This is a genomic window from Pseudomonas sp. NPDC087612 (assembly GCF_044743505.1).
Lineage (GTDB): Bacteria > Pseudomonadota > Gammaproteobacteria > Pseudomonadales > Pseudomonadaceae > Aquipseudomonas.
On record NZ_JBIUWO010000006.1, the window covers coordinates 410317 to 435984 of the forward strand.

Consider the following 25668-nt stretch of genomic DNA (forward strand, 5'->3'; position numbering starts at 1 on the left):
TTGAAAGACGTTCCAGGGATGAGTGTGTGACCGCCTGAAGGATCGCCCCGGCGATAAAACCGCTGCAACAATAATAATAAAGGCCATCAGATGAACGCACTGAAGAAGTACCAACGCATCACCGTTGTCTTCCTGCTGTTGATCGGCATCGTCAACTACCTGGACCGTAGCGCGCTGTCGATCGCCAACACCTCGATCCAGAAGGACATGATGATCAGCCCGTCGCAGATGGGCATCCTGCTCTCGGCGTTTTCCATCGCCTATGCCTTCGCCCAGTTGCCCATGGGCCTGATCATCGACCGCCTGGGCAGCAAGATCGCCCTTGGCGCCTCGTTGCTGGCCTGGTCGGTGGCGCAATCGGCGTTCGGCATGGTCAACAGTTTCGCCGGCTTCATGGGCTTGCGCGTGCTGCTGGGGATTGGCGAGGCGCCGATGTTCCCCTCGGCGGCCAAGGCGCTGTCGGAGTGGTTCGATGCCAACGAGCGCGGCACGCCTACCGGCATCGTCTGGTCCTCGACCTGCCTGGGCCCGTGCCTGGCGCCGCCGTTGCTGACGCTGTTCATGGTCAACTTCGGCTGGCGCGGCATGTTCATTATCACCGGCGTGCTTGGCATCGTCCTGGCCCTGTGCTGGCTGAGCTTCTTCAAGAGCAAGGCGCAGTACCTGGCCGAACTAGCCGCGCAAGGCAAGCCGTTGCCAGGTGAGTACCAGGCGCCACAGGCAACGGCAGAGCCCAAGGCTTCGTACTTTGCCGGCTGGCTCGACCTGTTCAGGCACCGCAGTACCTGGGGCGCGATCCTCGGTTTCATGGGGGTGATCTACATGCTCTGGCTGCACCTGACCTGGCTGCCCGGTTATTTTGAGCGCGAGCATGGCCTGAACCTGTACAAAACCGCCTGGGTGGTGTCGCTGGCCTATGGTTTCGGCGCTGTCGGCACCATCGTCGCCGGGCGCTTCTGCGACCTGCTGGTGCGCCGCGGCCTGAGCATCCTGGCCAGTCGCAAGTTCAGCGTGATCACCGGCCTGGTGCTGGCCGCGCTGTTCACCTTGCCGCTGTCGTATGTCAGCGGCTTGACCGCGTGCATCGTCCTGCTGTGCCTGGCGCTGTTCAGCATCAACATGGCCAGTGCCACGGCCTGGATGATCGTCAACACCATCGTCGACAGCCGCCGGGTGGCCTCGTTCGGCTCGATCCAGAACTTTGGCGGCTACATCGCAGGCTCCGTCGCGCCGATTGTCACCGGCTTCAGCATCCAGTACTCGGGCTCGTTCAACACCGCGTTCATGATCAGTGCGATCGTCGCGCTGTGTTCGGCGCTGGCGTATTTCCTGTTGCTCAAGGCGCCGATTGGCAACGCACAAGCCGCGCCTGAGCGGGTGGTGGGCGTGACGCAATAAGGGGCAGGGTGCAGGGGACGATGATTGATCACGCCGCCCTGCGACTGTTACTGCACCGGGTTGATGAACGGCCCGCCGGTGACCTGGACGAAGAGCTTGCGAAACTCTTCGTTCTCCGGGGTCAGGATCAGTGCCTGACGCAGGAACTCCACGCCCTCGCGGGCATTGTCCAGCTGGCAATTGAGGGCGAAGGCCAGGTACAGGTTCTGGGCATTGAAGAAATCGTACGACAGCGCGACCTTCACCAGGTGCAGCGCACCGTTCAGGTCCTGGGCCTGAAAGCGTGCGTTGAACTCCTGGTTGAACTGACTGGCGTCGCTGGCGCTCAAGGCCGACAGCCCGGGTTGCTTGCGCAACACCACGGTGTGGCCATTGCCGACTTTCGAATCGGTCTCTTCGATGGTTTCGATCAGCCAGTGCCCCAGGCCTACCGAGTTGATCATGTTGATCGCCCGCAGCATGCTCTGCAGCGAGAACACATGGTAGTGCCCGCGCCAGTTGTATTCAGGCATCACGCTCATGTCGACGCGTTTTTCGAACGCATCGATCATCGACTCCAGGGTGGTCAGGGCGCGTACCCGGTCATTGGGGTCGGCGTTCCTTTTCGGGAAGATGCAAAAGAACACGCCATCGTCCTTGATCACCCGCGCGGCCTCGACATAGGCGGCAAACAGGTTGGGCACGTGTTCGATGACGTGCGAGCTGATCAGGTAGTCGAAGGTTTGATCGGCGAACGGTATGTCGGTGAAATCGCCCAGGGCGTCGATCCGGGCAGGCGGGACCTGGTAGTTGGCCTGTTCGTTCTTGTAGAGGTTGAAGTCTTGCAAGTCCAGCGGGTACAGAAACGACTCACCGTCACAGGGGCCCAGATTGAGGCAGTCTGGCAAGTAAAAAGCGTTATGGCTGGCAGCGCCAATCTCCAGACCGGCACCCTGGCAATACTTGTTGGCCAACGCCATACCCATCTCGTTCATATCGAATCCTGTCTGCCCCTGAAAATAGATGTCAGGCCGAGTATACGGCCTGACACAGTGGTTATCGGCAGGGGCGGCAGATTGTTGAGGGCGCCAGGGATTAAAGAAACTTGATCGGGTAATTGACGATCAAGCGGTTCTCATCGATGTCGTAGCTGCTGAAATCCCGGCGCAGGGTCGAATTGCGCCAGCGCAGCGACAGGTCCTTGAGCGGGCCGCTCTGGAACACGTAGCCCAGCTCCGTCTCGCGGCCCCATTCCTTGCCGTTGCTGGTGGCGCTGGTGTGCACATGATCACCCGACAGGTAGCGGTTCATCAGGGTCAGGCCCGGCACGCCGAGGGCAACGAAGTCATAGTCGTGGCGCAACTGCCAGGAGCGCTCGCGGGCATTGTCGTAGCTTGAGTTGTAGGTGTCGTTGGCCAGCGGGTAGCCGGCGGTGCCGTTGACCCGCATCCAGCCGGTCTCGCCATACACCCGCTGCAGGCCGAGGGAGAAGGTGTGTGCGCCGGTTTTCGCAGACAGCATCAGCGTTGTGGTTTTGTTGTCCAGCTGGCCTGCCTTGGCCGCGCCGTCTTCATCGCCCAGAAACAGGCCAAGGTTGGCGCCCAGCTTCCAGCTGCCCACAGCCTGGCTATGAATCAGGTTCAAGTACTGCTGCTGGTAGATGTCCTCGAGCTGGGCATACCACAGGCCCACCTGGGTGGCCTTGTCGTTGAACAGGTACTCGCCGCCGGCAAAGTTGAAACGGTCCGAGGTGGCGTCGGGCCGGCCGGTCATGAACATGCGCTCCATGCTGGCGTCGTTGCGCGGGCTGTTGCCGCGAAACTGGCCGGTATAAAGGGTCAGGTTGTCGATTTCCCGTGAAGTCAGCTGGGCGCCGCGAAAGGTCTGTGGCAGCGAGCGGCCATCGTCCGAGCGCAAGATCGGCAACAGCGAAACCCATTCACCGACCTTCAGTTCTGTCTTCGAATAGCGGGCCTTGAGCGCAACCCCCAGGCGGCCAAAGTCGTCGGCCGGGCGGCCATCATCGTGCACTGGCAGCAGTTGCGTACCGGCCGTGCCGCGACCGCCATCGAGCTTGACCGAGTACAGCCCCAGCAGGTCGACGCCAAAGCCTAGCGTACCCTGGGTGAAGCCCGAACGCAGGTCGAAGATGAAGCTTTGCGTCCATTCCTCGGCCTTGCCCTGGGGGTAGGCCGGGTTTACGAAGTTGCGGTTGTGGTAGAAGTTGCGCAGGTTCAGCGACGCCGTGGTGTCGTCGACCAGGCCGGCTGCCGAGGCGCCAAGCGAGGCTGTCGAGCAGATCAACAGTGACGCAAGGTTTGCGGTTTTGGTGCGTGCAAGGATCTTCATTATTGTTATTTCCTTTCTAGTGAGCGCAGCAAGCCCTCGCAGCGCAAAGGCTGCGAAAAATGGCGGTTACAGGAGGGAGTGGGGGTCAGGCGCCGATCAGGGCAACCAGGGCGGGCACGGTGAGCACGGCGGTGTAGTAGCCCATGAACTGCACGCCGATGTTGAAGCCCAGAAAGCGCGAGAGAAATCCGCCCAGCAGGCCAATGGTGACAATCACCAGCAAACCGAGCAGGCCGCCTTCCCAGATGCCGATCACCAGGATCAGGCCGACAAAGGTCGCGATCACCGCTTCATGGCTGATTTTGCGCGACACGTAGGAGGCTGCCCGGTGCGCGTAGTTCATGGTGAAGGGGTAGGCGATCAGGATGGCGACGATCACCGCCAGCATGCCGTAGCCGAGAAACTCCCAGGTGCTGAGCAGCGAGTGCAGGTTGTTGACCTGGCCGCTGGCGGCATCGACGCTAAAGCGCGGTGGTGCGTTGAACAGCGGCGCAGCCGGGCCGGCGGCGACCGGGCTCAGCGGCAGGCCGAAGGCGATCAGCGGAATCAGCGCTTCGGCGATGTAGGTGGACTCGGTGACGCCGTTGCGCGCGGTGATCACTGTGGTCAGGCGATGGTAGACGTGCTTGACCCGCGAACCGACCGCCTCGCCGAGAATCACGGTCATGGCCACCGGGCTGAACACGAAGGTGGCGCTGGAGACCACCGCAGTAACGGCCGTCCACAGGCTCTGCTTGCTGTCGAGCACGCGCAGCGGGTTGGGAAAGAAACCGCCCCAGCTTTTGACGTCAGGCGACAACGAGAAGGTCCGCGGTTGCTGGCGACGCATGCTGGCGCGCTCGGCCGGCGCCAGCAGAGAGAACAGCGCGGCGATCAACGGGCCGATGGCAATGCCGAGGAAGTAGCTGACGCTGAGCTTGACCCCATGCTGCGCGGTCAGGGTCTGCAGGCCGATAATCACCATGACGAACGGGATCAGGGTCAGCACCGCTGCCAGGCGGCCTTTGGAGAACCAGGCGATGGCCACCGCCGCCAACAGGAATACCCACGGCGCGGCATGCTTGATCATGTCGCCGAACGGCGCCAGCATTACCGCGAACAACACCGCCATGGGCACGGCGATCAGGGCGGCAATCACCGCGCCGGAAATCATCTTGCGCAGGGCAATGTGCGGAACCCCGAGGTTGCGCAAAAAGTTCGCTTCGCGCATCAACGGCGTGGCCATGGTATCGCCCGGGATGCCGAGCAAGGCGGTCGGCACCGCATGGGTCATGTGCTTGGCCACGGCGCCGGCCAGAAAGAAGGTCAGCACGCCGGGGGCGGGCACACCCAGCAGTACCACCAACAGTGTCAGCGGCGCGAGGGTGGTGGTTTCATCGCTGCCGGAGATCAGGCCGATACCGGCAAAGATCACCGCGCCAAGAACCCCCATGCCCAGGGCGATCAGAAACTGATCCATCAACAGGGCAATCATGACCGGCCTCCGGCGGCGCTGGCTGCGCGGACCACCACGGCAGGTGTCACGTCAGGGTTGTCCGGGGGTGAGCGCAGGCCTTTTTCGTAGTCGGCGAACAGGTCATACAGGTCCATCTCGCGCAGTTCGGCAATCGTCGCCGCAGGCAGGTCGCTCAAGCTGCCGAGCGGGCCGAATTCGTTTTGCAGCTCGACAAGGATTTTCGCCCGCCAGGCCGGATCTGCCAGGTGCTCGACAACGATGCGCTTGGGCTTGAACAGCGCTGCGCTGATGGCGCCGCCGGCCAGGCAGCCGACAATACCGACCAGCATGGCGTAGGCGCGGGCCATTTGCAGCGACTCCACCCAGCCCGTCAGCAGGTGCTGGGCGGTGAAATACGCGCCGAGGCTGACGCTGGCGCCAATGGCGATGGAACAGATCAGGTGACGACCGTCGACGGTGTCGCCCCAGACTTCGAACAGTTCGGCTTTCATCGGGATTCTCCCACTGCCCTTGCGGGCTTTTATTGTTATGAAGGTGAAGAGATAACGCTTATTGCATTGCACACAGGCGGCGTTGGGCGAGCAGGGCACGGGCGACCCTGGAGCCGGTCGGCCTGCCGAGTTCGGCACTGATGAACTCACCGGCATCGATCAGGGCGCCAAGATCGACGCCATGGTTCACGCCCAGGCCGTCGAGCAGGTACACCAGCTCTTCGCTGGCGACATTGCCAGTGGCGCCGGGCGAATACGGGCAGCCACCCAGGCCTGCGACCGAACTGTCGAACACCCGTACATCGGCTTCCAGCGCCGCATGGATATTGGCGATGGCCATACCGTAAGTATCGTGGAAATGCCCGGCCAGCGCGCTGACCGGCACCACTTGGCGACAGGCCGCGAGCAGTGCCCGGGTCGCCGCCGGCGTACCGGTGCCGAGGGTGTCGCCAAGGCTGATTTCATAGCAGCCCATGCCGAACAATGCAGCGCTGACTGCAGCCACGGCTTCAGGTTTTACTGCACCGGTGAACGGGCAACCCATGACGCACGACACGTAGCCGCGCACGCGGATGCCGGCGTCACGGGCGCGGACCATGACCTGCTGGTACTGGCGCAGGCTTTGTTCGATCGAGCAGTTGAGGTTTTTTTGCGAGAACGCCTCGGAGGCGGCGGCGAACACCGCGACCTCCTGGCAACCCGCGGCGATTGCCGCCTGCAGCCCTTTGAGGTTGGGCACAAGCGCCGTCCAGGTTACCCCCGGGCGCACAGGCAACGCCTTGAACACCTCATCGGACCCGGCCATCTGCGGCACCCAGCGCGGCGAGACAAACGCCCCGGCTTCCAGGGTTTGCAACCCGGCGTCGGCCAGGCGCTGGAGCAATTGCACGCGAATCTGCGGCGACAGCGTCAGCTTTTCATTTTGCAGGCCATCCCTGGCGCCGACTTCGACCAGCCGTACCGCGTCCATTACTGCGCCCGCTTGTGCTTGAGCAGTTCTGCTGCCTTGTCGGCGCGCACATCGCGGGCCTCGACCATCTGCTTGACCAGCCAGTTGAGCTCATCGCCGCGGGCACCGGCCGCCAGGGCAATGTTGCGTGCGTGCAAGGCCATGTGCCCGCGCTGAATGCCTTCGGTCGACAGTGCCCGCAGCGCCCCGAGGTTTTGCGCCAGGCCCACGGCGACGGCGATTTCGGCCAGTTCCTGGGCAGTTTTCACCCCGAGGATGCGCAGCGACAGTTGCGCCAGCGGGTGGGTCTTGGTGGCGCCGCCGACCAGGCCGACCGGCATCGGCATCTCCAGAGTACCGACCAGATGGCCCTGGCGGTCTTTTTCCCAGGTGGTCAGCGAGCCGTAGTGGCCGTTGCGGCAGGCATAGGCATGGGCGCCGGCTTCCACTGCGCGCCAGTCGTTGCCGGTGGCGACGATCAACGGGTCGATGCCGTTCATGATGCCCTTGTTGTGGGTGGCGGCCCGGTAGGGATCGACCACGGCAAAATTGTACGCATCGAGGATGCCCTCGATGACCTCTTCACCGCTGTAGGCGCCCGTGCCCAGGTGTTCGGGAGCGATGCGCAGCTGAGCCCTGGCCAGGCGCAGGTCGGCGAGGTTGGAAAGGATGCGCAGGCGCACCTTGCCACCGGTGATTTCCTCCAGCAGCGGCGCCACCGCCTCGGCCATGGTGTTGACGGTGTTGGCGCCCATGGCGTCGCGCACGTCGACGATCAGGTGGGCGACCAGCATCGGCCCGCGCGGGCTCTGGGCGAAGGTGTGTACTTCGATGTCGCGGCAGCCGCCACCGAGGCTGTTGAGCAACTGGTCCTTGCGGTTGGCCAGCTCGATAATCTCGTCCTTGCGGCGCATCAGGCTCAGGCGGGCATTGTAGGGGTCGTCGATCTCGACGATCTGCACCTGGGCACGCATCAGCGGCAGCGAACTGGAGGTCTGGAAGCCACCGGCCTCGCGGGCCAGCTTGGCCATGAACGAGGCGGCAGCGACCACCGAAGGCTCTTCGACCACCAGCGGCACGATGACGTCGCGGCCGTTGATCTGGAAGTTGCTGGCCACGGCGTAAGGCAATTCGAAGGTGCCGAGGACGTTCTCGATCATGCCGTCGGCGATTTCCAGGGGCAGGGCGCCGGCGTCGCGAAGCAGGGCGAGGTCCTGCTCGGGCAGTTCGAGCACTGCTTGCAAGTGGCTCAAGCGTTCGGCAGGCGACATGGCGCGGAACATGGGCAGGCGGGAGTCGATGCTCATGGGGAGGGCTCTCTTGCAGTTATTGTTGTGAGATGGCGCCACCCTAGTCCGAACTGTTGTGCTAAAGAAGGTACAGTTTGGACAGACAGTACCCAAGCTGTACCCTCAGTGGATAAAAGGCATTCAGGACACCTGACGATGGCGCGGCTGACACTCGCAGAACAACTGGCGGCATCCCTGGCCGGGCAGATCGGCAATGGCACCTACCGGGTCGGCGAGCGCTTGCCGTCGCTGCGCGAGTGCATGCGCCTGTTCGGCCATTCGAAAAACACCGTGATCAACGCCTATGAAGCGCTGGCTGCCCAGGGGCTGGTCGAGGCTCGCCACGGGCAGGGCTTTTTCGTCAAGCAAGGCGCACCCAACGGCCACGAAGCCGAAGAACCGATGCCCTACGAGCGGGCGATGGACACCATCTGGCTGATGCGTCAGCAGTTCGTCCGCGAGCCCGGCCACTCACCGCTGGGCGAGGGCTTCCCGCCGGTCGAGTGGCTGATGGACATGCGCCTGGACAAGTTCACCCGGCAGATCATGCGCACCGGGGTGACCACGCTGTTCCGCTATGGCAACCGCCTGGGCAACGCCAGCCTGCGCCAGCACCTGGTGCAGAAGCTCGCCAGTTATGCAATCAGCGCCAGCCCCCGGCAAATCGTCACCACCCATGGCGCCAACCATGCCCTGGACCTGATTATCCGCCGCTTCGTCGCCCCGGGCGACAGCGTGCTGGTCGAAGACCCGGGCTATTACCCGCTGTTCGGCAAGCTGCAACTGCAAGGTGCGCGGATGCTCGCGGTGCCGCGGTTGGCGGATGGCCCGGATATCGAGGTGCTGGAGCAGCACCTGCGCGTCCACAAGCCCAAGCTGTTTTTCATTCAGTCGGTGGGCCACAACCCGACCGGCTCGGACATTTCCCCAAGCAAGGCCCATCGGCTGGTGCAACTGGCCGCAGAGCATCAGTTCATCCTGGTGGACGACGACGCCCTGGCCGATTTCAAACCGGCCTCGGCGATCAAGGTCTCGGCGCTCGACCAGTTGCAGCGCTCGCTGTACGTCGGCAGTTTCTCCAAGTCGGTGTCGGCGGCGCTGCGGGTCGGCTTCATTGCCGGCAGCAAGGAGGTTATCGACGAGCTGGGCGACCTGAAGATGCTCCTGCACACCAGCAGCTCGGAGCTGTGCGAGCGCACCGTTGACGTGATCCTCACCGAAGGGCATTTTCTGCGCCATCTGATCCGCCTGCAGGAGCGCCTGAAAGCGGCGACCACGGCGGGCCTGCAGATGCTCGACGAGATCGGTGCCGAGGTGTTCGTGCGGCCAGAGCAGAGCCTGTACCTGTGGGCGCGGTTTCCTGGGGTCGAGGATGCCAAAGCGCTGACCCGCCAGCTATTGCCCAAGGGCTTCATGATTGCCCCCGGGCATATCTTTTCGCCCGAGCAGGCCCGGGTGAATCCGTGGACGCGGTTAAACGTGGCGTATTTGAATGATGCGCTGCTCAAGGCGATGGTGAGGGACTGAATGAGCGAAGACTACGCAGTATGGGATATCGATCAGATTCTTGAGGCTTACAGCCAAGAGCCTGAGCTCAGGGATGGTGTCGAAGCCGGCCTGACAGCGTTGCTGGTTTTTCTCGAAAAGCATCAGCTTCTGACCTGTCGGGTAACCGATGCGCAAGGCAAGCTGTTCAAACGCGCGCTCATGGCCAGCGAGATAAGCGGGGAGGGCAAGCTGCTTACCCATGGCCGCAACAATCCGGTGCAGCGCTGGCTGGGCTCCAAAGGCGGGCAAAAGAATCCGCCGGACATGAAACTGCTGGAAAAAGCCCTGGCCATGATTCGTAAAGCGCAGTGAAGGGGGGTGGAACCTGGTTTCACCTGCCAGCGCTTAGCGGGCAAACAACAGCTCGGCGAAGCGGTCGGCCATGGTCGGCTTGGACTGGGCAGGCCAGATGGCACTGAGCTCGAAGTGCGGCAAGTCGGCGCCATCGCGGATCTCGCTGTACTTCATGCCTTCGAATTGCAGGGCCTGCACCGTTGCCGGCAACAGCGAAACCCCCCGGCCGGCGGCAACGTAGGCGACGACCGTCAGGGTGCGGTTGGCCTCCTGGATAATCTCGATCGGGTGCCCGAGGCGGCGAAACGTGCCGACAATGGCATTGCGAATCAACGGCAACTGCTGTTCGGGAAACCATACCAGCCCGGTGGCGGCCAGTTGCTCCATGCCCACCTTGCCGTCTTCGCCCAGCGCGTAGCCACTGGGTAGCACGGCAATCAGCGGGTCCTGGCTGATGAGCTTCTCGCGCATGTTGCCCTGGATCGACACCGGCGTGTGCAGCAGGCCGATATCGATCTCGCCCCGTTGCAGGGCCAGGCCCTGCTCGGCGTTGCTCATCTCGCGCAGCACCACTTCTACACCCGGGTAGTTTGCCTGCATGCGGTCCAGTGCCCGGGGCAGGGCGCCGAACAATGCCGTGGAGACGAAGCCGATGATCAGCCGGCCGGCCCGTTTGGCGCCGATGGCGCGGGCACGCTGGGTGGCGGCGTCAATCCTGGCCAGGCTGACGCGGATGTCATCGATGATCGCGGTAGCCGCAGGGGTCAGCACGGCGCCGCGCCGCGACCGCTCGAACAGCTTGACCCCCAGCTCGTTTTCCATCCGCACCAGGGCCTGGCTCAACGCCGGCTGGGCAATCCCCAGGTGTTCTGCGGCGCGGGTGATGCTGCCGGTGTCGGCGATTGCCAGGAAGTAACGCAGGTGACGGTTTTCCATAAGCCCACGGTATGAATATTGATCGTTGACATAATAGATATCAATCCAAGATTTTCATAGGATGGCACCAAGGATCGGATCCAATAAAGCCTTGCAGACTGGCAGGCAATAACAAGGAAGCGCAATGACCCAGGATGGCGAAAGGACGATCAGCCAGGCACACACCGCCGAAGGGTTTGCCGATCGTTGGTGCGCACAAGGCGCAGCGGTGATCAGCGCGATAGACAGCCACGCTCACGTTTTCGTCCAGGGCTTGCGCCTGGCTCCGGAGCGGCGACACACGCCGGACTACAACGCCTGCGTGGATGATTACGCCCGCCACCTGGCAGCCAACCGGATTTCCCATGGCGTGCTGGTACAGCCGAGTTTTCTTGGCACCGACAATACCTTTCTGCTGGCCGCGCTCGAACGCTATCCGTCGCGCTTTCGTGGCGTGGTGGTGGTCGCGCCGGATATCGACGAGCCACAGTTGCAAGCGCTGGCGCTGCAGGGTGTGGTCGGCGTCCGGCTGAACCTGATCGGTGTCCCCCTGCCGGCGCTGCGCAGCCTGCTGTGGCAAGGTTTTCTGGCACGCATCAAGGCCCTGGACTGGCACGTCGAGGTGCAGTGCCAGGCCCATGACCTGCCGGGCCTGCTCAGCGTACTGCTGGCCAGCGGCTGCAAGGTAGTGGTCGACCACTTTGGCCGCCCGGACCCACGCCAGGCCGAGGCCGACCCGGGCTTTGAGTATTTGCTGCGCCAGGGCGACAGCGCCCGGCTGTGGGTCAAGTTGTCGGCTGCCTATCGCTGTGCGCAGCCGGCTGCCGACCCCGGCGGCCGGGCCTTTGGGCAACGGGCCGCGCGGCTTTTGATGCAGGCCTTTACCAGTGAGCGGCTGCTCTGGGGCAGTGACTGGCCTCATACCCAGCACCGCCAATGGGTCGATTACGCCGCGGCGAAGTCGGCGCTGGCCGACTGGGTGCCTGACCCGCTCGAGCGCCACGACGTGGTGTGCCAAACCCCGAAGAAACTGTTCAAGTTCAATCCATAAGGAGTTTCCATGAGCCTTTCAAGCTTGCAGCGCAGAGCCGCTTTTCGTCGCCAGGTCGAAGCCCGCCAGGGGCTGCTGGTCGCCGGTGTATTCAATGCCCTGAGCGCACGGATCGCTGCCGATATCGGTTTTCAAGCCTTGTACCTGAGCGGCGCAGGGGTGACCAACATGGCGCTCGGTCTGCCGGACCTTGGCTTCGTCGGGCTGGACGAGATGGCTGCCCATGCCGCCCGGGTTCGCGATACCACCGACTTGCCGCTGATCGTCGATGCCGACACCGGCTTCGGCAATGCCCTGAACGTGCGCCACTCGGTACGGGTGCTGGAGCGCAGCGGGGCAGATGCCATCCAGTTCGAGGACCAGGTGCTGCCGAAGAAGTGCGGGCATTTCAATGGCAAGGAAGTGATCAGTTGCGCCGAGATGGTCGGCAAGCTCAAGGCGGCGGTCGATGCCCGCCAGGACCCGAACCTGCTGATCATCGCCCGCACCGATGCCTGCGCGGTAGAAGGCATGGAGGCGGCCATCGAGCGCGCCCACCGTTATGTGCAGGCGGGTGCCGATATCCTGTTCATCGAGGCTACCGAAAGCCTCGAGGACATCAGGCGCCTGCCAGCGCTGTTCAGCACGCCGAACCTGATCAACATCGTCATCGGTGGCAAGACCCCGACCTTGAGCCGCGATGAGCTGGCAGCGCTCGGCTACGGCATCGTGCTCTACGCCAATGCCGGCCTGCAGAGCGCCTCACTGGGCATGCAACGCGCCTTGGCTACGCTGCTGCGCGACGGCCGCCTGGACGAAGATCCGTCGCTGGTGGTGCCGTTCGCCGAGCGCCAGCGCCTGGTGAACAAGACGATGTTTGATCAACTTGAGCGTCACTACGCTGCGCCTGAAAGGTAATTGAACTGCGGCGCCTGCCGCGTATCAACGTCCTTGCGTGCATCTGAATAACAACGTGTGAAACACCGAGACCCTGAAGTTTCGGTGGCGGTTTCCTTCGTCTGAAAACTGACTCAATACAATATTTAATAATCTGAGGTCGGAAGTGGTTATGGATAACCTGATTACGAAAGTTTCAGCAAGTAACACCTGTAACGTGAGCACTAGTGCACGTCGAACGCAGTTGGCGTCGCCGCCCATGCGTGTATTCAGCCACCAGCGCCTCGGGCAGATCCCGCAACTGGTCAGGCATGCGCCCCACCTGATGGAATCCATCAGCCTGGTGGCACGTGTACTGCCGTTCAAAGTCAACGATTACGTGGTCAACAAACTGATCGACTGGACGGATGTGCCAAACGATCCGATCTTTCGCCTGACCTTTCCCCAGGCGCAAATGCTTGACGCCGAAGACCTCGAACAACTGGCGTATTGCGTACGCAACGAGGTCGGTGAACAGCAACTTAACGCGCTCATCCAGCGCGTGCGCGACGGCATGAACCCGCACCCGGCGCACCAGCAGTTGAACGCGCCTTCCCTGGATGGGCAACTGCTGCAAGGGGTGCAGCACAAGTACGCGCAAACGGTGCTGTTCTTTCCCAGCCACGGTCAGACCTGTCACAGTTACTGCACTTTCTGTTTTCGCTGGCCGCAGTTCATTGGCGACAAGTCGCTGAAGTTTGCTTCAAACGATGGCGAACAGTTGCACCGCTACCTGGCGCGCCACCCTGAGGTGACCGACGTGCTGTTCACCGGCGGCGACCCCATGGTGATGACGGCCGCGCACCTGACGCGCTACCTGGAACCGTTTCTGCAACCGGCGCTGAGCCATGTCACCACCATCAGGATCGGCACCAAGGCACTGAGCTACTGGCCGTACCGTTTCGTCAGCGACACCGATACGCCGCAGTTGATGGCGCTGTTGCGCCGCCTGGTGGACAGCGGCAAGAACGTCGCGCTCATGGCCCATTTGAACCATTGGCGGGAACTGACCACGCCAGTCGCCGAGGAAGCAGTGTTTGCCCTCCAGCAACTGGGCATCGTGATCCGTGCCCAGGGGCCGGTACTCAGGCACATTAACGACAGTGCCAGCACCTGGAAACGCAACTGGGAGCAGCAAGTGCGCCTGGGCATCGTGCCCTACTACATGTTCGTGGAGCGTGATACCGGCCCGCAGGACTACTTCCAGGTGCCCCTGGCGCGGGCCCTGTCGATTTACAACGAGGCCATCGAATCCGTCTCGGGCCTGGCGAAAACCGCGCGGGGCCCCTCGATGAGCGCCGGGCCGGGCAAGGTCGAGGTCAGCGGAACCCTCGACCTGCAAGGGCAACGCTATTTCCTGCTGAAGTTCATTCAGGCGCGCGATACCCGCTGGCTGGGCAAGCCGTTCCTGGCCAGGTACAGCGAGACCGCCTGCTGGCTCGATCAACTGCAACCGCCGCAGGGGCAGTCGGAGTTTTTCTTCGAGGCCCAATACCGCCGGTTCGTCGAGCAAGGAGCACAACAAGCTACGCAAGCGCTCGTACGGGGTGAGGCATGAAGGCGCTGGCCTGCGAAATGGCCATCATCGGCGCCGGCTACTGTGGCTTGAGTGCGGCAATCGAGCTGGCTGGCCGGGGCTTTGGCGTACGCGTCTTCGAACGCGGCGAATGGGCGGGCAACGCCAGCGCCTTCAATTTCGGCTCGGTAGCGGCCATGCCCCCGGCCTTGCCCAATCGCGACGCGCAAGGCTCCCAAGGCGCCGATGCGCAGCAGCGCCTGCGCGCGGTGCTGGAGCCGATCAGCGAACTCAAGCGCCAGATCGACACCTTCGAATACGACTGCCAGTGGCGTCAGCCCGGGCACATTACCCTGGCAATGGATGATGATGCGGCGCGCACGCTCAAGCAGCGTCATGCCGAGGCGAGCACGCTGTTTGGCGGCGGTGTGCATTGGCTGGACGCCCGTCAGGTCAGTGCGCAAACCGCTGCGCAAGGGGTGGTGGCGGGGCTGCTCAATGAGCACTTTGCCTTGATTGATCCCGCCGGTCTGCTGCTTGCCATGCGCAATCACGCCCAGGCCCTTGGCGTGCGCATCGACTACTCAAGCCCGGTGCTTGCGCTCGATCCGCAGGCAGACTCGGTCAACCTGCAGTTGCCTGCGGCGCGGGTCAACGCGGCGCGGGTACTGATCGCCAGCGAGGAAGCCTGGGGCCTCTGCACAGAGGCTGCGTTGCAACCGCTGACGATGTTCCAGACCCACCTGTGCGAAAGCCAGGTGCTCGGCGCGCGGGATTTGCAGCTGATATCCCGGCGTGCCCGCGTCTATGGCACCGCCACCGCCGACAAGGATTACTTTCGCGTGCACCACGGCCGCTTGTTGTTCGGCAGTCGCCTGGGCCTGGTACCGCTGGATGCCAGCCCCCAGGCCGTGGTCGCCGCCTTGCAGGCGCGGCTGGCTGGCTATTTCCCGTCTCTTGCGGCAATCCCGGTGGCCAGGGTGTGGTCGGGCAGCCTCGGCTTTACCGACAACGGCCTGCCGCGCCTGGGGGCCAGCGGCCCGGTGTCCTGGGGCGGTGGGTACTGCGGCAGTGGCATTGCCACGGCCGTGCAGTGCGGGCGGCAGTTGGCAAGGATGGCGACCGAGGCCGGTGTCACCACGGGCTCGCAACCGATGCAATCACGCCAGCGCTGAGCCCACCCGGGCGCGCTGCGGTTTCCTGAAGCATGCAGGGAGTGTGTTATCCATGAATACCTATGAAATCCCGTCGGTAGGCGCCAAGGGCGTGTCGCGTCACGGCGAGCGCTTCGACGTCATCGGCCTGGGCATCGGCCCAGCCAACCTGAGCCTGGCGGCGTTGCTGGAGCCTTGCAAAGGCTTCAAGAGCATGTTCTTCGAGCGCCGTGCCGACTTTCGCTGGCACGAGGGCATGATGCATGTGAACTCTTCGCTGACCACCAGCTTTCTCAAGGACCTGGTAACCCCGGCTGATCCTTGCAGCCCGTATTCGTTCATCGCGTTCCTGAAGAATACCGAGCGGTTCTACTCGTTCCTTAACGCGCGCTTTCCCACGGTGCGCCGCAAGGAGTTCGAGCAGTACATGGTCTGGGTCTGCCGGTCGCTGCACAACCTGACGTTCGACAGTGAGGTGCTGCGGGTGTCCAGGGATGGCAACGAGTGGGTGATCAACCACGCCAAGGGCACGGCGAGGACCGCCAACCTGGTGGTCGGTGCCGGCCAGCGGCCGTTCATTCCCAAGTGTGCGCAAGCCTGCCTGGGGCCGGCGGTGATGCATTCCTCACAGTTCGTGGTCAAGGCTCCGCAGGTCAGCGGCAAGCGCGTGGTGGTCATCGGTGGCGGCCAGAGCGGGGCGGAACTGATGCAGATGATGCTCAATCTGCCAGAAGCGAGCGCACCGGCGTCGCTGGTGTGGGTCAGCCGGCGCAGCAACTTTTTGCCGATGGACGACTCGCCCTTTGTCAACGAGTGGTTTGTCCCCGGCTACAGCGATCACTTTTTCGGCTTGCCCGCCGAGCAACGGCAAGGCGCACTCGCCCAGCAGCACATGGCCAGTGACGGGGTGGTCCAGGCCTTGCTCGAGAGCATCTACCGGCGCCTTTACGAGGTGACCTACATCGAGGGGCGCAATCAATTCTGCCGGCTGCTGCCCGGGGCCACCCTGGAGTCGCTGCGCGCGGTCGACGACGGGCTGGCGCTGCGTATCGGCAATGCCACCGGCACGCGCAACCTGGGTGCCGACCTGGTGCTGCTGGCGACCGGTTCCGAGTTTCAGATGCCGGCAGCGCTGCAGCCGCTGCGTTTCGAGATGGCAACGAAGAATGGCCTGCCCGAGCTCAGCGCAGACTATTCGGTGAAATGGTCGCGAGCCGACCACCCACGGCTGTTCTTCCAGAACGCCGCGCGTCACCTGCGCGGCATCGCCGACCCGAACCTCAGCCTGGCCGCCTGGCGCAGCGCCAAGATCGCCAATGCCGTGCTCGGCAAGCCGCACTACGACGTCGGCACGCCGCCGGGGCTGGTCGAGTGGGGCGCAGAAGCGGCGCCGCCGACGTTCCTGATGCAAGACCAACAACTGACTGAATGAAGGACCACATCATGTCTGAAGCACCTTACATCCTCTACCTCGACACCCGTGCCCTGGCCGGCGAAAGGATCGCCGAAATCGCCGCGGGCCATGCGCTTGGCTTCAAAGTGCTGGTCGCCACGCCCACGCCAGAGGTGTTCAAGTCCATGGGTTGCGCAGGGCTGATCGCCACTCGCCTGGGCGACTATGACGCCGCTCAGGAGGCGATTCTTGGCTACCTCGACGAGCAGCGCATCACGCTCTCAGGCATCGTTGCCTGGAAGGACCTGGAGGTCGAACTGGCCAGCCGCCTGAGCCAGCGCCTGGGCCTGGTGGGGAGCTCGGCCGAGGCCGCTGCCAATGTGCGTGACAAGGCGCGCACGCGCCGCTGCCTGGACGCGGTGGCCAACGCCAACCCCCGTTACGCCGTGGTCAGCGACGAACAGGCGTTCCTTGACGGCCTGCAAAGCGTCGGCCTGCCAGCCTTGCTCAAGCCTGCCGGCAACTCGGGCAGCCGCGGCATCTTTGTGCTCGACCAAGGCTGCGATGCGCTGCAGGTGTACCGCGCCTTCCGTGCCTACAACACCGCGGACAAAGGCGAGATGTACGCGCTGTATGGCGAGCATGCGCTGCTTGAGGAACAACTGGTCGGCAGCGAGCACTCGGTGTCGGGGCTGGTCGCCGACGGCCGGGTGGTGATCAACGCAATCATCGACAAGACATTCGACCGCTCGATCCCGATCCAGTACGAAAACACCACACCTTCGCAGCTCGACGGCGCGCTGCAGGACCGTATCTGCGCCATGGTTCGCGCGGCGGTCGCGGCCACCGGCATTGACTGGTGCGGCTTTCACGTCGACCTGATGGTCACCGCCCAAGGGCCGAAGATCCTCGAGATCGGCGGGCGCCTGGGCGGCGAGTTCATCAACTCGCACCTGCTGCCCAACAGCCTGCTGGGCTACTCCCCGTATCAGGCCGTGCTGCAACTGGCGTGCGGGGTGATCCCGGACGGCTGCGTGGATCGCATCGCCAGCGCCGCTACCCGCGCCGGGCAACGGGTGATCATGCCGCCGCGCACCGGCCAGGTGACCCGGGTCGAAGGCTACGAACGCCTGTGGAAACGCAGCGAGATGCGCTTTCTTCAGGTGGTGGCCGGCGAGGGCGCGCAAATGGCCTTGCCCGCCGAGCGCTTCAAGGCCTACGAAATTGCCTATCTGATTGCCCAGTGCGCCTTGGAGGACGACATCCACGCGGTGCTCGGGCAGTTGGCCAGCGAAGTCAAGGTGGACATTGCTCAGCAACGGGAGGCGTCACATGTCTGAGGTCACGGCAAAACAATACCTGCTGGTACCGGCGATGCCGGCGCCGAACGGCCGGCTGCACCTTGGCCACGTCGCCGGCCCGTACCTGAACCTGGACATACTGGCGCGCCACCTGCGCCGCGAAGGCCACCGGGCCAGCATCGTCTGCGCCAGCGACCCCTTCGACTCCTACATTCCGCTGCGCGCCCAGCAGGCGGACGTCGATCCCGCGTCGCTGGCCCAGGAAAGCTGCGCAGGGATCATCAACGACCTGGCCTACATGAACATCCAGGTCGACCTGTTCGTCGATCCGCTCGACCCCGAGCACCGCGAGCAATACCTGGCCGCGCATGTCGACCTGGTCGATCGCTTGAGAGCCCAGGGCCAGGTGAGCTGCGTCGAAGAACAGATGCCGTGGTCCACCGCCAGGCAGACGTTTGTCAGTGGCAGCTTTCTGACCGGGCACTGCCCGCAGTGCGATCAGGCCATTTCCGGGTTCTTCTGTGAAGACTGTGGCGCGCATTTCGAGCCGGACCAGGTGCGCGCGCCACGTGCACGCTGGGGCGAAGAGGTGCCCGCGCGGGCACTGGACAACCTGTTCTTCCAGATCCGCGAGCCGCAGGCGCTGCTCGCGCAGTTGCAGGCCACCCAGACCCCAGACCCATTCATCGACATCGCCCGGCGCCATCTACGCCGGCTGCCAGCCCGGGTACGGGTCACCAACCATGCCGGATGGGGCTTGCCCTATCAGCTGGACGGCCAGGCGCGGACGCTGTTTGGCCATGGCCTGCTGTTTGGCGCGGTGCGTTTTGTCGGCGACTGCTTTGCCCGGGCGACGGGCCTGGCGCAAAACCCGTTCGATCGCGACTCGCCGGTCATCACGGTCAATGGTTTTGGCATCGACAACAGTGTTTCGCACTTGGTCAGCATCCAGGCGATGGCCATGGCCGACGGCCTTTCCAAGCCGTTCGAGCACTTTCTCATCAACCACTTCTACACGCTGGAGGGGCGCAAGTTTTCCACCAGCCTCGGCTGGGCGGTGTGGGTCGAGGACATGGCCCGCGAAGGGCGGGTACCTTGCGATGCCCTAAGGTACTTCCTGGCCAGCACCAGCCCGATTCACCAGCGCACGGATTTCACCCGGCAAGACTTCGAGCAGTTCCTCAATGGCCGCTACGCGGGCCTGATCGAGCGGGTGAACACGGCACTCGGCAGTGCCGCCAAGGCTGCGGCGGTCGATGCGCCGGTGACGGCTGCATTCGATGCAGCCTACGCCGAGCAGGCCCAGGCCCTGACCTTCGCCAGCTTCGATCCGCAGGCGGTGAGCCGCAGCATCGCCGGCTGGGAGGCGCTGTTCGCCAGCCTGGCTGACGACAACAGTCGGTACTGGTGGCTCAAGGGCCTGGCGGTGCTGGCCTGTCCGTTGCTGCCAACGCTGGCGCAGTCGATCTGGCACAGGCTAGGGCAGCCGGGTGAGGTCAGCGTGCAGGCGTTCAAGCAGCAACGCCGCGCTGCAACCCGAGCCGTCACCAACGGCCAACCGGAGGCCAGCTCATGAAACCTGCCCTTGAAGGATTGCTCATCGTCGACCTGACCCGGGTACTGGCGGGCCCGTTCTGTACCATGCTGCTGGCCGACCATGGGGCGCGGGTCATCAAGGTCGAGCAGCCGGGCAAGGGCGACGACGCCCGCGCCTATGGCCCGTGGTTTGGCAATAAGTCTGCCTATTTCTCGTCGCTCAATCGCGGCAAGCAAAGCATCGCCCTGGACCTGAAGAAGGCCGAAGACCGGCAGATCTTCGAAGACCTGCTGGAGCACGCCGATGTGCTGACCGAAAACTTTCGCCCAGGCACCATGGAAAAGCTCGGTTATGGCTGGGATACCCTGCATGCGCGCTACCCGCGGCTGATCTACGGCGCCGCCTCGGGGTTCGGGCACACCGGTTCGTCATCCCAGCGGCGCGCCTACGACATGATCGTCCAGGGCATGGGCGGGATCATGAGCGTCACCGGTGAACCAGGACGTACCCCGGTGCGCGTCGGGGTGTCGATCGGCGATATCAGCGCTGGCCTGTTTCTTACCTGCGGGCTGCTGATGGCCTTGCTCAAGCGCCAGCACAGCGGGCATGGCGCGAAGGTCGATATCGCCATGTTCGATTGCCAGCTGGCCCTGATGGAATACTTCATCGGGCGCTATTTCGCCACTGGCGAGGTGACCGGGCCGGTGGGCAGCTACCGGCCGGCGATCGCCCCACCGTTTGGCGTGTACCAGGCGCTCGATGGCGGGCTGATCATCGCGGCCGGCAACGACAAGCTGTTTGCCGTGCTGTGCGAGGCCATTGAGCGCCCGGACATGCTGCTCGATCCACGCTTCTCGAGCGCCGAAGCACGCAAGGACAACGAGGCATTGCTGGCACAGACGCTCAATGCCGCCCTGGCGGCAAAACCGGTCAGCGCCTGGACCGAGCACTTCGCTGCGGCCGGGCTGCCCGCCGGCCCGATCAACCGCGTCGACCAGGCCGTCGCCCATCCACAGGTGGCCGAGCGCAACATGCTCATCGACATCGACGACCCGCAAGTGGGGCGCTACCGCCTGGTGGGTTCGCCGATCAAGATTTCTGACGCGCCTGACCCACGCAAGCGTCGCGCCGCACCGGCACTGGACCAGGATCGCGAGGCGATCCTCAAGCAACTGTCACGCTCCATTCGGGAGGTAAAAGCATGAACGGCATTGCCAACCCCAAGGTCAAGCCACTGCCCGCCGAGTCGCATGTACCGGGTGTGGTGCTGCGCCAAGCGGACTTCGCCGGACTGGGCGCAGGGGTCACGCCGTTCAGGGGCGGGCTATTTACCGTGGCGCCCCAGTGCACCTCGCGCCCGGACAAGCACGCAGTACGCGAATGCTGGATGATCGCCAACGGCGGCGGGGTGCTGGAATACCAGGGCAGCACGCTGCGGGTCGAGCAGGGCGATGTGCTGCTGTTCGAGCCGCATCACCTGCACCAGATTCACAATGATGGTGTGCAACCGCTGGTCATCAGCACCGTTTGGTGGAATGTCCATGCAGGCTGACCTGGTGGTGGTCGGCGCCGGCATTGTCGGCGCGACCCTGGTGGCCCGGGTACGCCAGTGCTTGCCCGGTTTGTCACTGATGCTGGTCGATGACGGCCAGCGCGCCAGTGCCTCGGCGCTGTCGGCGGGCCTGGTGACGCCGTTTTGCGGCGCGGGCAGCCGGCGCCGGCGCTCGGAGCTGGCCTTCGCCCATTACCAGGCACTGAGCCAGCGCTGGCCGGGGGTCGCCAAGGTTGCGTTCAGCTTTGTCGCCAGCGAGGGGCAAAGGCCGCTGTTGTTCGACGCCAAGCCACTCGAAGGCCGCCTGGCAGCGCTCATGCACCAGTACCGTGGCGCCTCGGCCAAGCCGGCCTTGTTCCAGGCCGGGCATGCCTTTGTCATCGATGTTCCGGGCCTGGTGAGCGCTTACCTGGCACCTGGCGAGGGTCGCCTGACCCGGCTTGCCGCCCGGGTTGAGCGCCTGGACGGCGATGGCCGTGCCTGGTGCCTGCAGACCAGCGCCGGCGCGGTGACGGCGCGGCGCGTGATCTTCGCCAGCGGTGCCCGCAGCAACGCGTTGCTGGGGGCAATCCCGGGCAGCCTGATCAAGAAGATCGTGGCGTTCGACCTGCAAGCTGCACAGCTACCGGACCCAACGCAAGGGGTCATCTACATGCCAGCGCGCAAGGCCTTTGTGATGCCCAACCAGCGCCGCGATGGCTGGCTGTTAAGCATCACCTCTGCCGACTGGCGCGCTGTCGCTGACGGTCGCGTCGACGCCTTGCCCGACGAAGCGCGCGAAGCGCAGAGCATTCTCCAACAAGAGCTGCCCGGCCTGCCCATCCGTTCGCTGCGCGCGCGCGCGGCATTTGACAGCTACTGCGCCGATGGCGAACCCAGGGTCGTGTGCCTGCCCGGGGGGCCTGGCGCCTGTGCGTTGGTCGGTGCTTCCGGCTCGGGGGTGCGTTTTGCCCCGGCGCTGGCAAACGAAGCGCTGGTGGCGGTCGGGCTGCTGGCCGATGCCAGCGCCCCGGGCTTTATCAATCATTGCAAGGAAACCTGAGCATCATGCATGCAGCAACAGCGCTGGCGGCCATTGCGCCGTCATTCATATTGATCCTGATCGGTGTCGTGCTCAGGCGTGGCGAGTGGCTGGACAGCGGCTTCTGGAAGGGCGCCGAGAAGCTCACCCACTGGCTGTTCTTTCCGGCGTACCTGGTGCATACCATCGCCACCGCCGGCACCATGGGCAGCACGGCCAAATCGACGGTGCTGATCCTCGGTGCGGTCACCCTGGTGATTACCTTGGGCGTACTGCTGGGCTGTCGCTACCTGCGCGTGGTGCATGCAACCTTCACCTCGATCATGCAGGGCTCGGTGCGCTTCAACAGTTTCATCTTCCTGTCGGTGGCCTCGCAGTTGCTCACGCCCGAGGACTACGGCGTTGCAGCGGTGGTGGTTGCCTACATGGTGGCGATTTCCAATACCGTGGTATTGCTGGCGTTCGGCAGCAGGGACGGCTCGGTGTGGGGGATTGTCCTGAAGGTTTGCCTCAACCCGCTGATCCTCGCCAGTGGCGCGGGGCTTGCCCTCAACCTGAGCGGCGTGCTGCTGCCGCAAGCGCTTGCCCAGCCGCTGAGCGCACTGGGTGCACCGGCCTTGCCGTTGAGCCTGATCTGCGTCGGGGCGGCCTTGCAGATACCCAGTGGCGAGTTTGCCCGCTTGTGCAAGACCGGCTTGCTCACCGCTAGCATCCGCCTGGGGCTGTTCCCGCTGCTGGCCTATGCGCTGATCAGCGCCTGGCCCGTGCCGCCTTTGGTCGCCACGCTGGTGCTGCTGTACTCGGTAGCGCCCTGTGCGAGCAATTCATATGTGCTGGCAACCCAGTATGGTGGCGATCATCGGCTGATGGCGTTCGTCGTGGCGGTGTCCACGGTGCTGTCGTTCGTGCCGATGTTCCTGCTGGCCGGCTCGCTATCAGTGATGGCCGTACCCTGATCGGTGTGCCCGGTGGCCTCAACGATTGTCGAGGGCGCCACCGGGCAGTGGCCGAGGAACGCACGCAAGCCTTGCTGGTATTGCTCAGGCGGCATCAGCTCGCTGTCTTTGACAATCACCAAGGACTGGCCCTGGCTCACCATCGGCGCGCTGGCCACGAGGTAGCAGTAAGGCGTTTCCAGCACCTGCGCGATCTGTTCCCAGGCCAGGCTGCTGGTGCCGGCACCGGCTTTGTCGAGGCTAAAGCCCTGCTCGTCGAAGCGCAGGCAATAGGTGCTTTCAAGCGATTTCAGTGGCGCCCGCAAGCGGGCTTCGATCAGCCGCTGATTGAGCCCGCGCAACGGTGCCCGGGGCTTGGCGTGGTTGGCGGCGATGCGTGCTTGCAGGTGCTTGATCCAGCGCCCGGAAAAACGCCACCAGAGCGGGATGAACAGCAGCACGAACAGCCCCAGGGTGATGACCTTTTGCGGGGTGAAGCGTCGTTCGGGGAAATAGATCGCCAGCAAGCCGCCGACCAGGCACAGGGTGAACATCAGCGGGCCGACCAGGCGGCTTTGCCAACGGGCAAAGGTGGCCATGGCCCGCGCTTGCTGCTGATCCTGCTTGAGCAATTCCTGCTCGAGCCGTTCGGCCATCCAGGTGTGAAGATGGGCGGCGGTGATGCTGAAGTGCAGTTCCATGGCGGCGTTGATCCGAGGTCCGTGTTCGGTGAGGGCGGCAGTCTACCGGCTTTTGCAGCCTGACGACCCCGTTTCAGGCGGGGAACTGCTCGATATGGCGCTCTACCCACGCGTACAGGCACTCATCGAGGTGCGCGCGCTGCTCACTGAAGCGCTGCTGGCAGGTGTTGAACAGCGCATCCTGGTTGACCCGAACGGCAAACTCTGCGGCGCTTTCGCCCCCGGCATGGGCTGCCCGCAGTTGTTGCTGGCGTTGCTCGGCCTGGTCCAGGGTATCGGCCAGCGCATCCCGCTGCAGGTGCCGAAGCTGGGCGATGGCCTGCGGCAAATGAAAGTGCAGGGCACAGTCAAAGCCTTCCCAGTCCTCGAAGGCCAGCCATTCGTGCAACACCATGAAGCAGCGGGTAGCCGGGGGCAGTTGCTCCAGCTGTGCGAAGTCCAGCCAGTACTGGCGCGGCAGTTGCTCGGCGGTTTCCAGCGCCTGGGCTATCAGGTCCAGGGCGCGGCCCTTGTCCTGGTGATGCTGGCGCAAGATGCGCTCGGTCAGGCTGTAGCGCATCTGCTCGATGGCGCTCAAGGCGCGGCTCAGGTCATAGCCTGCGCCATGCAGGTGCGCCCGGGCCTGATCGGCGGGCAGCCCGGACTTGTCCACCAGCACCTGCAGCAGTTCGGCCTTGTAGCACTCGGCGGCCTGCTGCGGGTCGCCTGCGCAGCGCTCCAGCAAGGCCAGGGCATGGCGCAGGCCGATGGGGATGGCGCTGCGCAGTTGCTGCAGGGCCTGGGTGTCGGTCGGGTCCATTGACTGGCTACCTCGGGGAGTTGTCTATGTTTGGCGAACCTGTCACGGCACCTGCAAGCTCGGCAGCGCGGCCCGACCCTGCGCCGAGAGCAGCGGCTGCAGTTGTTGCCAGGTGAAGCTCAGGTCGACATCACAGCCATCGCCGCTGGGCTGGTTGGCCAGGCGCAGGCCCTGGGTGTCGAAACTCAGGTCGTAGCTGCTGTAACTGGCGACATCCGGGCAATCGCTGTCTGCGCTGGCCTGGGTCTGCAACCAGCTGGCGAATTTTTTCGGCAGTTCGACATGCCCGGTGTAGGGGCTGTCCCACGCAAAGCGCGTACCGATCCAGGTCCAGGGGTCGACGCTTTCGCCGGTTTGCAGGTTCCAGCTGTGCAGGCCCCAACTGATGCCGCCGCGACCATAGCCTGCGCTCCAGCGGTAGAACCTGACGGTGATCCACTGTGATGACCAGTAGGTGGGCTCGACACTGATCTCGCTGGTTGCGGCGGAGCCGTTGCGGCCGAGGAACTCGCGGCGTTCGCTGAAGAAGGTGTTCTGGCCCTCGGGGCTTGCGGCCAGGCGGGCCAGGTGTTGATTGATTTTATGGATGGCCGGGCTGTCGCCGTTGAGCTTCAAGGTGACCTGGGCGCCTTGGGTGCGTACTTGATAGGCGTGCTCGCCGAAGGTTTTCTTCTCGACCTTGACCGGCAGCGGGGCTGCCTCCATCGGCTGGTTGAAGGCGTCGCCACCACAGCCTTCGGCGCTGGTGCGTGTCAGCGCCAGAGGTAGCGGCGTGGCGCCCGGGGCCTTGCGCCAGGTTCCGCTCAGGTGATCGCCCTGGGGTGCGTCCAGGTGCCAGAAACCCGTATTGCCGTGTTCGGCCCAGGGTTCGCCGGGGTTTTCCTGGGCTAGCGGGATCGGCGTGAGAAAGCGCTGGTAGTAGTAGCTACCGTTGCGCTCGGGGGCGGCGTTGAAACAGGCGGTGATTGGCGCTTTGCCCAGAGTGCCTTGCCAGACGCCGGCAAGGTCGCTGGATGCGGCACTGGCGTAGCCACACGCACCAGCGAGAGTCAGCAGGGCCAGGGGCTTGAGCATGAGGATCGGACTTCCGGTTGTCTGACGGGCAGGCATGATAGCCAATGATTG

General features: G+C 64.1%; 24 protein-coding genes. 14 read left to right on the top strand and 10 right to left on the bottom strand.

Going from position 1 to position 25668, the window contains the following annotated elements:
- Positions 1-90 precede the first annotated feature (90 nt).
- Positions 91-1398: an MFS transporter gene (locus tag ACIOVF_RS15230; RefSeq protein ID WP_093383098.1), complete on the top strand. Its 1308-nt coding sequence runs from the start codon at positions 91-93 to the stop codon at positions 1396-1398.
- 47 nt (positions 1399-1445) lie between these two features.
- On the opposite strand, the gene ACIOVF_RS15235 is transcribed toward ACIOVF_RS15230, so the two are convergent.
- The 6 genes from ACIOVF_RS15235 to ACIOVF_RS15260 form a co-directional block, all read right to left on the bottom strand.
- Entirely contained in the window at positions 1446-2372 is a 927-nt protein-coding gene (locus ACIOVF_RS15235) for a class I SAM-dependent methyltransferase (protein WP_230090851.1), read from the bottom strand.
- Positions 2373-2472: 100 nt separating this feature from the next.
- On the bottom strand, positions 2473-3726 hold the full coding sequence (locus ACIOVF_RS15240) for an OprD family porin (RefSeq protein WP_401290506.1): 1254 nt from the start codon (positions 3724-3726) through the stop codon (positions 2473-2475).
- An 85-nt stretch (positions 3727-3811) separates the two neighbouring features.
- Positions 3812-5200 carry a tripartite tricarboxylate transporter permease gene (locus tag ACIOVF_RS15245; protein WP_045198912.1) on the bottom strand — a complete coding sequence of 463 codons (1389 nt, stop codon included), beginning with the start codon at positions 5198-5200 and terminating at the stop codon, positions 3812-3814.
- Positions 5197-5673 (bottom strand): hypothetical protein, encoded by a 477-nt coding sequence (locus ACIOVF_RS15250; protein WP_045198914.1) that lies wholly within the window; start codon positions 5671-5673, stop codon positions 5197-5199. Before ACIOVF_RS15250 ends, ACIOVF_RS15245 begins: the two co-directional genes overlap by 4 nt.
- 58 nt (positions 5674-5731) lie before the next feature.
- Complete coding sequence (locus tag ACIOVF_RS15255) at positions 5732-6643, bottom strand: hydroxymethylglutaryl-CoA lyase (protein WP_093383089.1); 912 nt, start codon at positions 6641-6643, stop codon at positions 5732-5734.
- A complete protein-coding gene (locus tag ACIOVF_RS15260) occupies positions 6643-7929 on the bottom strand; it encodes a hydroxymethylglutaryl-CoA reductase, degradative (protein ID WP_258717088.1) in 1287 nt (428 codons plus the stop codon). Before ACIOVF_RS15260 ends, ACIOVF_RS15255 begins: the two co-directional genes overlap by 1 nt.
- Before the next feature lie 138 nt (positions 7930-8067).
- Here ACIOVF_RS15260 and ACIOVF_RS15265 point away from each other — a divergent pair, with 138 nt between their 5' ends.
- A complete protein-coding gene (locus ACIOVF_RS15265; protein WP_401290511.1) occupies positions 8068-9438 on the top strand; it encodes a PLP-dependent aminotransferase family protein in 1371 nt (456 codons plus the stop codon).
- Positions 9439-9771 carry a hypothetical protein gene (locus ACIOVF_RS15270; RefSeq protein WP_401290514.1) on the top strand — a complete coding sequence of 111 codons (333 nt, stop codon included), beginning with the start codon at positions 9439-9441 and terminating at the stop codon, positions 9769-9771. It abuts the gene before it with no gap.
- A gap of 33 nt (positions 9772-9804) precedes the next feature.
- Here the strand turns inward: ACIOVF_RS15270 and ACIOVF_RS15275 are convergent, their stop codons facing one another.
- Positions 9805-10689, bottom strand: a complete 885-nt coding sequence (locus tag ACIOVF_RS15275) for a LysR family transcriptional regulator (RefSeq protein WP_045198920.1) — start codon at positions 10687-10689, stop codon at positions 9805-9807.
- Positions 10690-10813: 124 nt separating this feature from the next.
- Here ACIOVF_RS15275 and ACIOVF_RS15280 point away from each other — a divergent pair, with 124 nt between their 5' ends.
- The 11 genes from ACIOVF_RS15280 (at position 10814) to ACIOVF_RS15330 (ending at position 23064) form a co-directional block, all read left to right on the top strand.
- A complete protein-coding gene (locus ACIOVF_RS15280; protein ID WP_401290516.1) occupies positions 10814-11719 on the top strand; it encodes an amidohydrolase family protein in 906 nt (301 codons plus the stop codon).
- A gap of 9 nt (positions 11720-11728) precedes the next feature.
- Entirely contained in the window at positions 11729-12616 is an 888-nt protein-coding gene (locus ACIOVF_RS15285) for an oxaloacetate decarboxylase (protein ID WP_401290519.1), read from the top strand.
- 238 nt (positions 12617-12854) lie between these two features.
- Positions 12855-14192 (top strand): KamA family radical SAM protein, encoded by a 1338-nt coding sequence (locus ACIOVF_RS15290; protein ID WP_045198925.1) that lies wholly within the window; start codon positions 12855-12857, stop codon positions 14190-14192.
- Positions 14189-15325 (top strand): FAD-binding oxidoreductase, encoded by a 1137-nt coding sequence (locus ACIOVF_RS15295; protein WP_258717092.1) that lies wholly within the window; start codon positions 14189-14191, stop codon positions 15323-15325. The genes ACIOVF_RS15290 and ACIOVF_RS15295 overlap by 4 nt, the downstream gene beginning before the upstream one ends.
- A 52-nt stretch (positions 15326-15377) precedes the next feature.
- Positions 15378-16736, top strand: a complete 1359-nt coding sequence (locus ACIOVF_RS15300) for a lysine N(6)-hydroxylase/L-ornithine N(5)-oxygenase family protein (protein ID WP_401290523.1) — start codon at positions 15378-15380, stop codon at positions 16734-16736.
- 11 nt (positions 16737-16747) lie between these two features.
- Positions 16748-18037, top strand: coding sequence for an acetyl-CoA carboxylase biotin carboxylase subunit family protein (locus ACIOVF_RS15305; protein ID WP_401290526.1), 1290 nt, complete (start codon positions 16748-16750; stop codon positions 18035-18037).
- A complete protein-coding gene (locus ACIOVF_RS15310) occupies positions 18030-19574 on the top strand; it encodes a methionine--tRNA ligase (protein ID WP_401290529.1) in 1545 nt (514 codons plus the stop codon). Before ACIOVF_RS15305 ends, ACIOVF_RS15310 begins: the two co-directional genes overlap by 8 nt.
- Positions 19571-20740 carry a CaiB/BaiF CoA-transferase family protein gene (locus ACIOVF_RS15315; RefSeq protein ID WP_045198930.1) on the top strand — a complete coding sequence of 390 codons (1170 nt, stop codon included), beginning with the start codon at positions 19571-19573 and terminating at the stop codon, positions 20738-20740. Before ACIOVF_RS15310 ends, ACIOVF_RS15315 begins: the two co-directional genes overlap by 4 nt.
- Positions 20737-21087, top strand: coding sequence for a cupin domain-containing protein (locus ACIOVF_RS15320; RefSeq protein WP_401290532.1), 351 nt, complete (start codon positions 20737-20739; stop codon positions 21085-21087). Before ACIOVF_RS15315 ends, ACIOVF_RS15320 begins: the two co-directional genes overlap by 4 nt.
- Positions 21077-22129: an FAD-binding oxidoreductase gene (locus ACIOVF_RS15325; RefSeq protein ID WP_195883996.1), complete on the top strand. Its 1053-nt coding sequence runs from the start codon at positions 21077-21079 to the stop codon at positions 22127-22129. The genes ACIOVF_RS15320 and ACIOVF_RS15325 overlap by 11 nt, the downstream gene beginning before the upstream one ends.
- Positions 22130-22134: 5 nt before the next feature.
- The gene (locus ACIOVF_RS15330; RefSeq protein WP_045198935.1) at positions 22135-23064 is read left to right on the top strand and encodes an AEC family transporter; all 930 of its coding nucleotides are present in this window, start codon (positions 22135-22137) and stop codon (positions 23062-23064) included.
- Here the strand turns inward: ACIOVF_RS15330 and ACIOVF_RS15335 are convergent.
- From ACIOVF_RS15335 to ACIOVF_RS15345, 3 genes are all read right to left on the bottom strand, one after another.
- Positions 22965-23744 (bottom strand): YcxB family protein, encoded by a 780-nt coding sequence (locus ACIOVF_RS15335; protein WP_258717098.1) that lies wholly within the window; start codon positions 23742-23744, stop codon positions 22965-22967. The genes ACIOVF_RS15330 and ACIOVF_RS15335 overlap by 100 nt on opposite strands.
- A 73-nt stretch (positions 23745-23817) precedes the next feature.
- Positions 23818-24543 carry a hypothetical protein gene (locus ACIOVF_RS15340; RefSeq protein ID WP_401290537.1) on the bottom strand — a complete coding sequence of 242 codons (726 nt, stop codon included), beginning with the start codon at positions 24541-24543 and terminating at the stop codon, positions 23818-23820.
- A 42-nt stretch (positions 24544-24585) separates the two neighbouring features.
- Positions 24586-25617, bottom strand: a complete 1032-nt coding sequence (locus ACIOVF_RS15345) for a hypothetical protein (RefSeq protein ID WP_401290540.1) — start codon at positions 25615-25617, stop codon at positions 24586-24588.
- Positions 25618-25668 lie beyond the last annotated feature (51 nt).

What these genes read in the sequence shown, in the direction of transcription:
- ACIOVF_RS15230 (WP_093383098.1), top strand. Translation starts at nt 91, where the DNA reads ATGAACGCACTGAAGAAGTACCAACGCATCACCGTTGTCTTCCTGCTG.
- ACIOVF_RS15235 (WP_230090851.1), bottom strand. Translation starts at nt 2,372, where the DNA reads ATGAACGAGATGGGTATGGCGTTGGCCAACAAGTATTGCCAGGGTGCC.
- ACIOVF_RS15240 (WP_401290506.1), bottom strand. Translation starts at nt 3,726, where the DNA reads ATGAAGATCCTTGCACGCACCAAAACCGCAAACCTTGCGTCACTGTTG.
- ACIOVF_RS15245 (WP_045198912.1), bottom strand. Translation starts at nt 5,200, where the DNA reads ATGATTGCCCTGTTGATGGATCAGTTTCTGATCGCCCTGGGCATGGGG.
- ACIOVF_RS15250 (WP_045198914.1), bottom strand. Translation starts at nt 5,673, where the DNA reads ATGAAAGCCGAACTGTTCGAAGTCTGGGGCGACACCGTCGACGGTCGT.
- ACIOVF_RS15255 (WP_093383089.1), bottom strand. Translation starts at nt 6,643, where the DNA reads ATGGACGCGGTACGGCTGGTCGAAGTCGGCGCCAGGGATGGCCTGCAA.
- ACIOVF_RS15260 (WP_258717088.1), bottom strand. Translation starts at nt 7,929, where the DNA reads ATGAGCATCGACTCCCGCCTGCCCATGTTCCGCGCCATGTCGCCTGCC.
- ACIOVF_RS15265 (WP_401290511.1), top strand. Translation starts at nt 8,068, where the DNA reads ATGGCGCGGCTGACACTCGCAGAACAACTGGCGGCATCCCTGGCCGGG.
- ACIOVF_RS15270 (WP_401290514.1), top strand. Translation starts at nt 9,439, where the DNA reads ATGAGCGAAGACTACGCAGTATGGGATATCGATCAGATTCTTGAGGCT.
- ACIOVF_RS15275 (WP_045198920.1), bottom strand. Translation starts at nt 10,689, where the DNA reads ATGGAAAACCGTCACCTGCGTTACTTCCTGGCAATCGCCGACACCGGC.
- ACIOVF_RS15280 (WP_401290516.1), top strand. Translation starts at nt 10,814, where the DNA reads ATGACCCAGGATGGCGAAAGGACGATCAGCCAGGCACACACCGCCGAA.
- ACIOVF_RS15285 (WP_401290519.1), top strand. Translation starts at nt 11,729, where the DNA reads ATGAGCCTTTCAAGCTTGCAGCGCAGAGCCGCTTTTCGTCGCCAGGTC.
- ACIOVF_RS15290 (WP_045198925.1), top strand. Translation starts at nt 12,855, where the DNA reads ATGCGTGTATTCAGCCACCAGCGCCTCGGGCAGATCCCGCAACTGGTC.
- ACIOVF_RS15295 (WP_258717092.1), top strand. Translation starts at nt 14,189, where the DNA reads ATGAAGGCGCTGGCCTGCGAAATGGCCATCATCGGCGCCGGCTACTGT.
- ACIOVF_RS15300 (WP_401290523.1), top strand. Translation starts at nt 15,378, where the DNA reads ATGAATACCTATGAAATCCCGTCGGTAGGCGCCAAGGGCGTGTCGCGT.
- ACIOVF_RS15305 (WP_401290526.1), top strand. Translation starts at nt 16,748, where the DNA reads ATGTCTGAAGCACCTTACATCCTCTACCTCGACACCCGTGCCCTGGCC.
- ACIOVF_RS15310 (WP_401290529.1), top strand. Translation starts at nt 18,030, where the DNA reads ATGTCTGAGGTCACGGCAAAACAATACCTGCTGGTACCGGCGATGCCG.
- ACIOVF_RS15315 (WP_045198930.1), top strand. Translation starts at nt 19,571, where the DNA reads ATGAAACCTGCCCTTGAAGGATTGCTCATCGTCGACCTGACCCGGGTA.
- ACIOVF_RS15320 (WP_401290532.1), top strand. Translation starts at nt 20,737, where the DNA reads ATGAACGGCATTGCCAACCCCAAGGTCAAGCCACTGCCCGCCGAGTCG.
- ACIOVF_RS15325 (WP_195883996.1), top strand. Translation starts at nt 21,077, where the DNA reads ATGCAGGCTGACCTGGTGGTGGTCGGCGCCGGCATTGTCGGCGCGACC.
- ACIOVF_RS15330 (WP_045198935.1), top strand. Translation starts at nt 22,135, where the DNA reads ATGCATGCAGCAACAGCGCTGGCGGCCATTGCGCCGTCATTCATATTG.
- ACIOVF_RS15335 (WP_258717098.1), bottom strand. Translation starts at nt 23,744, where the DNA reads ATGGAACTGCACTTCAGCATCACCGCCGCCCATCTTCACACCTGGATG.
- ACIOVF_RS15340 (WP_401290537.1), bottom strand. Translation starts at nt 24,543, where the DNA reads ATGGACCCGACCGACACCCAGGCCCTGCAGCAACTGCGCAGCGCCATC.
- ACIOVF_RS15345 (WP_401290540.1), bottom strand. Translation starts at nt 25,617, where the DNA reads ATGCTCAAGCCCCTGGCCCTGCTGACTCTCGCTGGTGCGTGTGGCTAC.